The organism is Hymenobacter negativus (genome assembly GCF_017571495.1).
Taxonomy (GTDB): domain Bacteria; phylum Bacteroidota; class Bacteroidia; order Cytophagales; family Hymenobacteraceae; genus Hymenobacter; species Hymenobacter negativus.
Genome location: NZ_JAGETZ010000004.1, coordinates 276,020 through 288,260 on the forward strand (window position 1 = coordinate 276,020; position 12,241 = coordinate 288,260).

The 12,241-nt window shown below is 54.5% G+C and carries 7 protein-coding genes and 1 pseudogene; 7 read left to right on the forward strand and 1 reads right to left on the reverse strand.

What is annotated here, in order from left to right:
* Positions 1-80: 80 nt before the first annotated feature.
* The 7 genes and pseudogenes from J4E00_RS10935 to J4E00_RS10965 all read left to right on the forward strand — a co-directional run bounded on the left by J4E00_RS10935 (position 81) and on the right by J4E00_RS10965 (position 9,038).
* A complete protein-coding gene (locus J4E00_RS10935; protein WP_208175190.1) occupies positions 81-1,619 on the forward strand; it encodes an FAD binding domain-containing protein in 1,539 nt (512 codons plus the stop codon).
* Positions 1,620-1,655: 36 nt separating this feature from the next.
* Positions 1,656-2,159 (forward strand): hypothetical protein, encoded by a 504-nt coding sequence (locus J4E00_RS10940; RefSeq protein WP_208175191.1) that lies wholly within the window; start codon positions 1,656-1,658, stop codon positions 2,157-2,159.
* Between the two features lie 38 nt (positions 2,160-2,197).
* Positions 2,198-4,489 (forward strand): xanthine dehydrogenase molybdopterin binding subunit, encoded by a 2,292-nt coding sequence (locus tag J4E00_RS10945; RefSeq protein WP_208175192.1) that lies wholly within the window; start codon positions 2,198-2,200, stop codon positions 4,487-4,489.
* A 137-nt stretch (positions 4,490-4,626) separates the two neighbouring features.
* Positions 4,627-5,067: an AAA family ATPase gene (locus J4E00_RS29830; protein ID WP_262898400.1), complete on the forward strand. Its 441-nt coding sequence runs from the start codon at positions 4,627-4,629 to the stop codon at positions 5,065-5,067.
* Positions 5,068-5,092: 25 nt separating this feature from the next.
* Positions 5,093-6,994: pseudogene (locus J4E00_RS10955) on the forward strand (AAA family ATPase); the annotation flags it as partial.
* Between the two features lie 132 nt (positions 6,995-7,126).
* Entirely contained in the window at positions 7,127-7,684 is a 558-nt protein-coding gene (locus tag J4E00_RS10960; protein ID WP_208175194.1) for a hypothetical protein, read from the forward strand.
* A 595-nt stretch (positions 7,685-8,279) separates the two neighbouring features.
* Positions 8,280-9,038, forward strand: coding sequence for a glucose 1-dehydrogenase (locus J4E00_RS10965; RefSeq protein WP_208175195.1), 759 nt, complete (start codon positions 8,280-8,282; stop codon positions 9,036-9,038).
* A gap of 611 nt (positions 9,039-9,649) precedes the next feature.
* Here J4E00_RS10965 and J4E00_RS10970 read toward each other — a convergent pair.
* Positions 9,650-12,061, reverse strand: a complete 2,412-nt coding sequence (locus J4E00_RS10970) for a glycoside hydrolase family 3 N-terminal domain-containing protein (protein WP_208175196.1) — start codon at positions 12,059-12,061, stop codon at positions 9,650-9,652.
* Between the last annotated feature and the right edge of the window lie 180 nt (positions 12,062-12,241).

The following is a 12,241-nucleotide window of genomic DNA, read 5'->3' on the forward strand; positions in this document are numbered from 1 at the left end:
TAATCCATTTGATTGAGTTAGTTGCGCGGTAGAGATGTTTCGACTGCGCCCAGCATGACGTTCCCATTGCTTTTGAATTTATGATTGAGTTTTACCTCAACGACCAGCCCGTTCGCACCAGCGAGGCCCCGGCCAGCGCGCTACTCGATTTCGTGCGCTACCACGAGCAACTGAAGGGCACCAAAATCGGCTGCCGCGAGGGCGACTGCGGCGCCTGCACCGTGCTGGTGGGCGAGCTGAACGCCGACGGCCAGACCGTGAACTACCAGAGCATGACCAGTTGCCTCACGCCGCTGGGCAACGCCCACGGCAAGCACATCGTGACGGTTGAAGGCATCAACGCGGCTGGCTCACAGCTCACGCCCGTGCAACAGGCCATTGTGGACGAAGGCGGCTCGCAGTGCGGCTTCTGCACGGTGGGCTTCGTGATGTCGCTGACTGGCCATAGCCTGAGCAGCGCACCCGCCACAGAGCAAAGCACCATAGCGGCCATCGACGGAAACATCTGCCGCTGCACCGGCTACAAGTCCCTGGAGCGCGCCGCCACCAAGCTCACGGCAGAGCTGGAGCAGCGCCCAGCCGAAAACGCCTTGACGTGGCTCAGCGAGAAGCAATTTGTACCTAGTTATTTCGCCAATATTCCTGCCCAACTGGCCAAACTACGCCCCGCTGCAGCCAACGCGGTAGCAGTTCCTTCAGCAACTACCGCTGCTAATACAGCCCACTCCAACGGCAGCAGCGCGGTTTCGACTTCCCCCAACGGCCACGCCCAAAACCAGAACGACCACGGCCACGCTAATGCTGCGCCGTTTACGAACGCCTTGCTGGGCGGCGGCACCGACTTGCTGGTACAGCGCCTCGAAGAGCTGCGCGAGCAGCCCGGCGTGCGCCTGATTTTTGACCAGCCCGGCCGGCGCGGCATCCGCCACGAAACCACCGGCCGCGTGGTGCTGGGCGCCGCCACTACGGCCAGCCAGCTGCTCGAATCGGACCTCATGCGCAGCCTGCTGCCCAACCTGCCGCAATACCTGAAACTGGTATCGAGCACGCCCATCCGCAACATGGGCACGGTGGCCGGCAACTTCATCAACGGCTCGCCGATTGGGGACCTCACCATCATGTTCCTGGCCCTTGGCGCGTCCATCACGCTGCTCGACGCCGTCGGCACCACCCGCGAGCTGTCCCTGCCCGACCTCTACCTCGGCTACAAAAAGCTGGCGAAAGCGGCCGACGAGCAGGTTATCGAAATCAGCTTCCCCGCTCCGCTGGCCGGCGATTTCTTCCACTTTGAGAAAGTCTCCAAGCGCACCCACCTCGACATTGCCAGCGTGAACTCCGCCGCCTGGCTGCAGGTCGAAAATGGCATCATCCAGGCCGCCCGCGTATCGGCTGGCGGTGTGGGCCCGGTACCGCTGTATCTGGCCCGCACCAGCGAGTTTCTGCAGGGCCGCGAGCTGACGGCTGAAACCGTGAGCGCCGCCAATGAGGTAATGCAATCAGAAATCAGCCCGATTTCCGACGTACGCGGCACCAGTGACTACAAGCGGCTATTACTGCGCCAGCTGCTGTGGGCACACTTTCTGCAGCTTGCGCCAGATTTGGAATTTGTCAATCTCTAAACGTTGTCTGGCAACTTGTTGCGGAGGATTTTTCTAATGAATGACCAACAACGATTTTTCGATGGTCTCGAAGAAATTGAGCAGTTACCCTTATTCCTGACTGATAACACGAATCAGCTTTCCAAGGAAATTCAGATAAACTGCATCCAGCTTTCAATTCCAGCCGGACTTCAAATTGAACCTCCGGAACTCCTTGCCTTTTTAAATAAAGTTAAGCTTAATCGGCAGGCGCAGCTACAAAACAGTGGGCTGGTTACTGACCTGATTTATTACGTTTGGCATGATGAATTAGCCGGGCAGCTTCGATTCAATTTCCTGAGTTCTTTGCATCATACACTGCCTTTCAATTGCGCTATTTCCGTGATTGCAAGCGAAGCAGAGATTGTTGCTGATTTCTTAAGCTCAAATTATTTGCAAAGCATTCCTTTGGAAGAGTTTATAGCCGCTGTTGATAGTCCGGCTGATACTTCCGTCGCAGCTTTTACTTGCAAGGTCTACCAGGAAATTATTCCTAATTCTTCTACCCGGCATCCTCGGTAACTCTGTCAAACACGACACGGAGCCTAAGCACCACTCCCATGAACCACCTCGACCCCCACCGCCACGTGCGCGGCGAATCGCAGTACCTCGACGACGTTCCCGTGCAGCAAGGCACCCTGTACGCAGCCGTGTTTGAAAGCCCGCTGGCCCATGGCGTGCTCCGCAGCCTCGATTTCGGCGCGGCACTGGCGGCGCCCGGCGTGGCGCGCGTACTCACGGCGGCCGACATTCCGGGCATTAACCAAATTGGCGGCATCGTGGCCGATGAGCCGCTGCTGGCCGAGGGGCACGTGCATTTTCGGGGGCAGCCGGTGGCGCTGGTGCTGGCCCGCACCGAGGCGCAAGCCCACGCCGCGCTCAAGCTCATCAAGGTCGAAATCGACCCGCTGCCCATCATCACTGACCCGCGGGTGGCAGCAGCGCAAGGGGAGTTCATCGTGCCGCCGCGCACCTTCAAAATCGGCGATTCAGCAGCGGCCTGGGCTGCTTGCGCGCACGTGTTTGAGGGCGTGGCCGAGAACGGCGGGCAGGAGCATTTGTACATCGAAACGCAGGGCGCCTACGCCTTTCCCACCGAGATGGGCGGCGTGCGCATGATTTCCTCCACGCAGGGCCCCACGGCCGTGCAGCGCCACACGGCCGTGGTGCTGGGCCTGGGCATGCACCAGGTGGAGGTGGACGTGACGCGCCTCGGCGGTGGTTTTGGCGGCAAGGAAGACCAGGCCACGCCCTGGGGCGCCCTGGCCGCACTGGGTGCCTTCATCACCAAAAAGCCGGTGAAGCTGGTGCTCGACCGCATGGCCGATATGCGCATGACCGGCAAGCGCCACCCCTACTCGTCTGATTTCAAAATCGGCTTCGATGCGGACCTGAAAATCGTGGCCTACGAGGTAGAATTCTACCAAAACGCGGGCGCTGCCGCCGACCTCTCGCCGGCCGTGATGGAGCGCACGCTCTTCCACGCCACCAACGCCTATTTCGTGCCCAACGTGACGGCGACGGCCTTTTCGTGCCGTACCAACCTGCCGCCCAACACGGCTTTCCGGGGCTTCGGCGGGCCGCAGGGCATGTTCGTAATTGAATCGGCCCTGGCCAAAGCGGCCGAAGAGCTGAGCGTGCCGACCTACGAGCTACAGCGCCGCAACCTGCTCCACGAGGGCGACCTGTTCTCGTACCGTCAGGCGGCCGAGATGTGCCACGCCCGCCAGGCCTGGGACACGGCCGTGTCGGAATTTGATTTGGCCGGCATTCGAGTTGAAGTCGAGCGGTTCAACCAGACCAATAAGCTGAAGAAAAAGGGCTTCGCGGTGATGCCCATCTGCTTTGGCATCAGCTTCACCAAAACGCCCATGAACCAGACGCGGGCGCTGGTGCACATCTACTCCGACGGCTCGGTGGGCATCAGCACGGGCGCGGTGGAGATGGGCCAGGGCGTGAACACCAAGATTGCGCAGGTGGCGGCCCACACGCTGGGCATTTCGATTAATCGCATCAAAATCGAAACCACCAACACCACGCGCGTCGCCAACACCTCCCCCAGCGCCGCCAGCGCCACCGCCGACCTCAACGGCAAGGCCACCGAAATGGCCTGCGCCGCCCTGCGCGAGCGCCTGCTGCGCCACGCCGAAACGGAATACACGCTCAACTACGAGGGCCTAGAAATACAAGGCGAAGAAGTGCTGGCCGCGGGCATTCCCACCGAAACCACCTGGGACAAGCTGGTATCGTCGGCCTTCTGGAAGCGCGTGGCCCTCACCGAAAACGCCCACTACGCCACGCCCGACCTGCATTTCGACGCGACTGTGAACCAGGGCCACCCCTTCGCCTACCACGTGTACGGCACGGCCCTGACCACCGTGACGGTGGACTGCCTGCGCGGCACCTATACCGTGGATGCCCTGCAAATTGCCCACGACTTCGGCCAGAGCTTCAACGAAATCATCGACCGCGGCCAGATTGAGGGCGGCGCGGTGCAGGGCATCGGCTGGATGACAATGGAGGAAGTGGCCTACAACGACGAGGGCCGCTTGCTCAGCAACTCGCTCAACAGCTACAAAATCCCCGACATCTACGCCGCGCCCAAAGTGCTCGACGTGCATTTCCTCGACACGCCGGGCCACCCCAAGGCCATCCTGCGCTCCAAGGCCGTGGGCGAGCCGCCGCTCATGTACGGCATCGGCACCTACTTCGCCCTGCGCGACGCAGTGCGGGCCTTCCAGGGCCACACGTCCCTCCCCTTCTCGGCCCCGATGACGCCGGAAAAGGTGCTGGTGAGCTTGTATCCGGAGTTTGTGAGAGCGAGTGAAAACACTTTATTAACAAGTGGTTAGAGCGCTACAAAAAAATTTCTGCATGTGCTGCGGAATAGGATTAACTTGTAATCTAAAAGTGGCCGAGAAACGGTATTTGTAAATCAATACCGCTTCTCGGCCACTTTTAGAACAGTATCACTTAAGCTCGAAATAAGATGATAAAGAAAATAGACATCGTAAAATTTGGCATCTTCAATTCGTATAAATGGAACACCAACATAGGAGGCGACTGCCATTTCAACAATTTGAATATCATTTATGGGCGTAATTATTCCGGAAAGACAACATTATCGAGAATATTTAGGTGTATAGAAAAGCTAGAGCTTCACAAGCATCATACTGACGGGGAATTCGTAGTCGAATGTCAAGATGCTGACATCATAACTCACAGCAATATCTCAACAATACAGAAAACCAACCAAATAAGAGTATACAACACTGATTTTGTCAGTGAAAATTTGAGCTGGATTCACAACGAAGATGGCTTAATTCTTCCATTTACAATTTTAGGAGCTAAAAATATTGAAATCGATAATGAAATTAAACTGATAACAAAAAAAACTTGGAAGCAGCGCCAGCAATGGCTTATTATTTGAGCTAACAAAGCTTCAGGATAATTATAAATCCGGAATCAAAAAACTCAATTCGCTGAAGAATGACATAGAGTCAAAACTCAAATTTAAGGCTAATGATGAAATCAAATTAGACAAAAACCTATTTTTAGCAACTTCTGGAAAGAAGACATATAATATTAGAGATATCGAAGCAGAAATAGAAAGCAGTAACGAAAATTTCTCGTCGTATTTATTAAACCCGGATGCAAAAGAGGAAAAAACGCGTTTCCTTCTTGAAGAACCAAGACCATTCATTAATCTATTTCCTGAACAGAAACCTAATTTTGAAAGATATTACCAAGAGACAATAAACCTGTTATCAAAAGAAATAAAACCCAATGAGCAGATTACCATCCTAATTAATGATAGTCTTTTGCAAGAATGGGTTAGACATGGAATTGACAACCACAAAGGCAAGCACGAAAAGTGTGCATTTTGTGGAGGCACACTGCCGTCAGATATTTGGACAAAACTTGATGCTCACTTCAATAAGGAATCCGAGGAGCTCAGAGCAGGCATTGAGAAATTAATCACTACAATCACCAATGCAGTTGAACGCATAAATAATTTCATTTTTATAAATAAAGAAAACTACTATTCGAACTTACATAAAATAATAGCCCCTTTAATAGATAAATGGGAAAAAGCAAGAAATAAATATTCAGAAAGCTTACAGTCGCTCATATCCCAACTCAATACTAGAAAGCAAAATATTTTTGAAACCATTAAAACCAATGAAATAGAGAATATTTCGGAAGAAATATTAGGCCTAATAGTTGAAATAAATAAGGTCGCAAAGGACAATAACACAAAAGCAAGCACTCTCATAAACGACCAACATCATACGCGTTATGAGTTGAGAATGTCCGAAATTGCCCGCTTTGCCATTGACATTGATTTCATCAAGAAAAGCAATAATATTGATTCTTTAGAGGCCAGCAACCAGGTTGTATACCGCGAAATCATAGCAAAAAGAGAAGAAGTCAAGCAACTTGTAGAGAAAAAAGAGTCCTTAGAGTCTCAAGCTAAGGACGAAACCAAAGGTGCCGAACTGGTCAATCAACATATTTCAGATTTTTTCGGTCATGGTGAACTCAGATTAGTTGCTGAAGGCGAATCACCTAATATAAAATTCAAAATCACAAGAGAAGGCACAGATGCAAAGAATCTCAGCGAAGGTGAGTGTAGCTTGATTTCTTTCTGCTATTTTATTGCGAAGCTTGAGGATGAAATAAAAAGCCAGGAAGAGACACGAAATCTTGTTGTCTATATTGATGACCCAATATCAAGCCTGGACAGCAACCATATATTCTTCATGTTCAGCCTTATAGAGACGATAATTGCTAAACCAAACAGGTATAAGCAATTATTTATTTCTACACAAAATCTGGACTTTCTGAAATACTTAAAGCGCTTGACCTCGCCAAATGGTAAAGGCAGTGTGAGCCATTATCTTATAGAAAGAAAACAAAAGGGCAGTGAAAAAGGCAGCTTTCTTGTGCCCATGCCGACTCATCTCAAGGACTATGTAACCGAGTTTAATTATTTATTCAACGAGATATATAAGGTATATAAGGAAGTAGGAGGCGACAAAAAAGCAATGATATCTAACACTTATAATCAGTTCTATAATCTTCCCAATAATATGCGGAAATTTCTTGAGTGTTATTTATTTTACAGATTTCCCAACAGCGAAAGTCCCTTAGACAATTTGAGCAAGATTTTCAATGGCAATACCCCGATTATAATAAATAGATTTATCAATGAGTATTCTCATTTAACATATATTGACAGGGGGTGGAAGCCAATTGACGTAGATGAAGCGGAGGAGTGTGCTAAAATCGTAATTGAAAAGATACGTGAGCAAGACCCCGAACAGTTCGCAGCTTTGCTCCAAAGCGTTACTTAAAACAAACAGAAAGAGGCTGAAGCTCCCGTAGCTTCAGCCTCCTCTCGTTTCTGCCGCAGCGCAGGGCTTTGGGGCAGGCGTTGGGCCGACGCGGGCTTCCAATGCCGACCGCCGTTTTCTTTCGCCGCACCTATGACGCCGGAAAGGGTTTTCCTACTTTTGCACCCCGATTTTTACGACCCTATCCGTTCCGTGCAACTTACCCGCTCTATTCCCTTTGGCACCCACGTGCAAGGTTTCCTAATTTATGCGGCTGGCGACACTGCCGCCGCGCTGTTGCTGCATCAGTTTAGCTGGCTGCGGCTGCTGGGCATGGCCTTGGTGGGCGGCCTGCTCTACTCCACGGAGGTGCCGGCCTTCTTCCGTTGGCTCGATGCGCGGGTGCCGGTGCGCCCCAGCAGCGGCCAGTTGCGCAAAACCAGCCGCGCGGCCCTCACCCTGCTCTACTTCAACCCATTCTGGATTGCCCGGCACTACGTGTTTTTGGGCATTTTCGGGGGCGGTGTCGGAACGTTGTCGCTGGCGCTGCTGCCCGTGGCGGGCCGCTCCTTCCTACTGAACGCCCCGGTTTCGCTGGCGGCCAATTACTACATTCAGAACCGCGTAACTACCGGCCGGCGCTTCATGGTCAGCGCCGTTTTCTCGGGGGTGATGGCCGTGTCGTATGCCCTGAGCGCTGCCTGGCTGTAGCGCGGAGGCGGCGTTTCCTGGCCCTAGCCGGTACCCCAGCCAGCGAAGCAGGAACGAATAAGCTGGAACAAATAAGAAGAGCCCCCTGCTGAATGCAAGGGGCTCTTCTTGTTGAAAGTGGTCTGGTCTCCTTTCTACCTGAGATGAGTTTGAATGGCTTTTACGCTACTCCGCCTTGCTCACAAACATCTGCCTCGCCCGAATGTCCATCGAGGAACTGCCGACGACCAGCACTTCGAATTCGCCGGGCTCAACTACCCAGTTCACGTTGCGGTCGAGCAAGGCTAAAATGGCTGGTTTGCGTCAGCACCCTCAAAAACACTTTCCTTAGGCAGAATAGCCGTTTAGCCTCTGCGCAGATATTTGACTTAATTGAGAAGTATCTGCTGAGCAAGGCCGCTTTTACGGCGGGCGAGCTGCAGCAAATCGAAGCGGCCCGTGCTTTTTTGATAAATGTCAATGGAGCTAAGGGGAGACACATGGGACCTTTGTAACGGTAGATGAAGCACGACAAAAGGCGTCCGCTTCGCTGCCACAACGGGCTAAAATCGGTCTGTTGTTTCACCCATTTATTTCTCTTTTCTCCCTCATTGTCATGAGCAACAATTTGAAATTAGCTGGCAAAGTAGCCCTCATCACCGGCGGTACCGCAGGCATTGGCTTGGGCGCAGCCCAGCGCTTCGTGGCCGAAGGCGCCTACGTTTTCATCACTGGCCGCCGTCAGGCCGAACTGGATGCCGCCGTGCAGCAGCTCGGCGCCAACGCCTACGGCATCCGTAGCGACGTGACTAGCCAAGCCGACCTTGACCACCTTTTCGCCACCATCAAAGAGCAGAAGGGCCAGCTCGACGTACTATTTACCAATGCTGGCGGCGGCGAGTTTGGCACCTTGGGCAGCATTACCGAAGCCCATTTCGACAACACCTTTGACCTGAACGTGAAGGCCACGCTTTTCACGGTGCAAAAGGCCTTGCCCCTGCTGCGCGACGGCGCCTCCATTATCCTGATGTCGTCCACAGCCGGCTCGCAGGGCGGCGCCAATTTCAGCGTATACAGCGCCTCCAAGGCCGCCGTTCGCTCCTTCGCCCGCACCTGGACGGCCGACCTGAAAGACCGCAAAATCCGCGTCAACGCCATCAGCCCCGGCCCTATCGACACTCCTGGCCTCAGCGGCCTGGGTGCCGATGAAGCTCAGGCCGAACAAATCAAGGCCTATCTGGCCACTACTGTGCCGCTGGGACGCCTGGGCTCCCCCGATGAAGTTGCCAAAGCGCTTGTTTTTCTGGCCTCCGACGACAGCAGCTTCGTTACGGGCACCGAACTGTTCATAGACGGCGGTGCGGCCCAAATATAAGTATTTAGAATACACCATATTGCTTGACAAAAGAAGCCGGTTCGTTTGAGCTGGCTTCTTTTCATTACGCCAGATACAAGTATGAATTTGTCTGACATAAGTCTATGTCCTTGATGCGTTTTGGGCCTGGGCGTTGCCTCATACACCACCTTGTCGCCCACCATCGTCAGCTCGCTGACGGTATCTGGTAAGGCGGGTAGCGGCACCGTAAAAATATCCTACGAGAGCACGGCCAAATCAGCGAGTTTGCCGATGGTCAGGATGCCTTTTTGCTACTCCTGAAACTCGGCGTAGGTGCTCTAACAGATGCTTTGGAAACAGCTTCCTAGACAGCAGCAGGCCGCAACAGTAGCAACCGACAATGAACAGCAGGTGCTTTATGACAGGATGCTTATCGGCTAAAAATAAGCTCTGACAAGAATGACAGGAGGCCTGCATTCTTATTGAAATTATTTCTTTTTAGTCCAATGCTTGCATGCTTAAAGTCATCCAGCCCCTAATACTGAACAGGTCAAAGTATAACCCTCACCCGCACCCTTGATAAGACCGGTGCCAGCACTTATCACGACTGAACTAAGTCGAAGCATGACGGTCCACAGCGGCTTCGCCTTTTACTCCGGCTTGCTGACAAACGTCTGCTTCACCCGGATATCCGTTGAAGAGCTGCCGACCAGTACTTCAAACTCGCCGGGCTCGACTACCCAGTTCATGGTGCGGTCAAGCAGGGCCAAATCGTCGGGGCGCAGGGTGAAATGGATGGTTTTCTTCTCGCCGGGCGCCAGGCTCACGCGCTCGAAGCCGCGCAGCTGGCTGTCGTAGGTGATGACGGTGCTGAGCTTGTCGCGCAGGTACAGCTGCACTACTTCATCGCCCTTTACCGGGCCGGTGTTGGCCACGTCCACCGCAATTTCAATGGGTGCTTTGGGTGCAGCTTCGCGGGGGATTATCTGCAGGTTGGAATAAGCGAAGGTGGTGTAGCTCAACCCAAAGCCAAAGGGATATAGGGGGCCGTTGGTAGCGGTTTTGCCGCCGCCGTTTGGGTCGCCGGCAATGGGCTGGTCGGCCTGAGACGAGGGTTTGAAGGGGAAGTTGAACTCAATCTGACCCACGCTTTTCGGGAAAGTCATGGTGAGCTTGCCGCCGGGATTGTAGTCGCCAAACAGCGTTTCGGCAATAGCCCGGCCGCCCAGCGGACTCGGAAACCACGCTTCCAGCACGGCAGGCACGTTGCGGGCCGCCCAGTTAAGGGTCAGCGGCTGGCCGTTGATGAGCACCAGCACCACCGGCTTGCCCGTAGCGTAGAGCGCTTCCAGTAATTGCTGCTGGCGACCCGGCAAATCCAGGGAAGTGCGCGAGAGGCTTTCGCCCACGCTTTTGTCGTCCTCGCCCAGCACGGCTACTACCACGTCGGCCTCTTTGGCTTTCGCAACGGCCTCGGCGATGCCCTGCGCTTCGGTCGGGCTCAGGGGCGTGGGAACCAGCTCGGTATCGGGCCAGCCGGGTGATGTCACGTCGCAACCAAGCGCATAGTTTACCTGCGTATTCGGTCCCAAGTAGGCTTGCACGCCACGCAATACCGTGGTGACGGGCAGGTTCGACGGCCCATACCGGCTGAGGGCGTAGTTCTCGGAATTGGCCATCGGCCCGGTCACCAGAATATTTTTCAGAGCGTTTTTATTGAGCGGCAGCAGCTTATCGGCATTTTTCAGCAGCACCAACGACTCCCTGTTTACCTGTAGGGCGAAGGCGTCATCGGCGGCGGTGTGGACTATTTTGTCGGCCTGTTTGGGGTTGGCCACGTAGGGCTGGTCGAAGAGGCCGAGGCGGAACTTCACGCTCAGCACCTCCCGCACGCGCTGGTCGACAGTGGCCTGGGCCAAGCGACCGGTTTTCACCAGCTCGCGCACATTGGTGATGTAGGTGGCGGGCGAGTAGAAGTTGGTCCACACATTCAGCCCCGCCTCCACCGCCTGACGCGTACCGTCCATAAAATCAGCCGCTACGTGGTGCTTTTCGGCAATGAATTCTACCGCCCGGCTATCCGATACCACGTAGCCATCGAAGCCATATTGCTGGCGCAGCAGCTCGGTGAGGAAGTAGTGGCTGCCGGTGATGGGCACCCCGTCCCAGTCGTTGTAGCTGCTCATCACGCCCAACGGATGCGCCTCCTGAATCACGCGGCGGAACGGGTAGAGGTACATCTGGTGCAGTTCGCGGGGGGCCACGTGCGGGTCGGTGCGGGTGTTGCCATCGCGCCCGCCCTTGGGCACGCTGTACACGGCAAAGTGCTTGAGTGTGGAGGCCACGCCGCGGCTCTGTACCCCCAGCGTCATCTGCTTGCCCAACTCCGCGATGAGGAACGGGTCTTCGCCATAGCATTCCACCACACGGCCCCAGCGCGGGTCGCGGGCAGGGTCCAGAATGGGTACGTATACGTTGGTGTAGCCCAGAGCTTTGGCCTCGCGGCCTACGGTTTCGCCGGCTTGGCGCACCAGCGCCTTGTTCCAGGTGCTGCCAATGCCGATGGGTGCGGGCAAGGGCGTGGCCCGGTCGTGGCACAGCCCATGAATTCCTTCGTTGGTAAAGTCGACCGGAATACCCAGCCGGGTTTCCTCTACAAACCAGTGTTGCACGTTGTTGATGCCCACCGCGTGCTGGCTGAACGGGTAGCTGTACTTGCTGACGGCTTTCGGGGTATTGCGCAAGCCGTTTAGTTCTTCGTCGATGTTGGCCAGGCCGTCCTTCCAGATTTCGTTCTTCCAGCCGGGGGTGGGCATTTCGTCCTTCAGCACCCGTCCAAAGCCGTAGAGAGTGGCCATCTGGCAGGTCTTTTCTTCCAGCGTCATTTGGGCCAGCAGGTCATCCACGCGTTTTTCCAGCGGCTGGGTCACGTCCTCGTACACATCGCGCCGGCCGTTTTTATTGAAGTCAATCCAGCCTTTGTGGTAAAGACTTTTCTGAGCCTGGGCCAACGGGGCAATGAGGCAGCCAAGGGCCAGCAGCAGAATTTTCTGGTTCATCATAAAGGCTGACGGGTGGGATAAAACGCCTGTAAACTTCCCGCCATAATGGCCCGAAACCAACGCTTATCTACGCAAACGTTTACAAGTGTGGCCGCCGGAACCTCATCCCCAGCCCCTCTCCAAAAGGGAGGGGAGCCGATTTCGAAAGGGTCATAAAGTTCTATCAAATAAAGGGCCCGT

Coding starts and splice junctions, on each gene's coding strand:
- J4E00_RS10970 (WP_208175196.1), bottom strand. CDS start 12,061: ATGATGAACCAGAAAATTCTGCTGCTGGCCCTTGGCTGCCTCATTGCC.
- J4E00_RS10965 (WP_208175195.1), top strand. CDS start 8,280: ATGAGCAACAATTTGAAATTAGCTGGCAAAGTAGCCCTCATCACCGGC.
- J4E00_RS10945 (WP_208175192.1), top strand. CDS start 2,198: ATGAACCACCTCGACCCCCACCGCCACGTGCGCGGCGAATCGCAGTAC.
- J4E00_RS10960 (WP_208175194.1), top strand. CDS start 7,127: ATGACGCCGGAAAGGGTTTTCCTACTTTTGCACCCCGATTTTTACGAC.
- J4E00_RS29830 (WP_262898400.1), top strand. CDS start 4,627: ATGATAAAGAAAATAGACATCGTAAAATTTGGCATCTTCAATTCGTAT.
- J4E00_RS10940 (WP_208175191.1), top strand. CDS start 1,656: ATGAATGACCAACAACGATTTTTCGATGGTCTCGAAGAAATTGAGCAG.
- J4E00_RS10935 (WP_208175190.1), top strand. CDS start 81: ATGATTGAGTTTTACCTCAACGACCAGCCCGTTCGCACCAGCGAGGCC.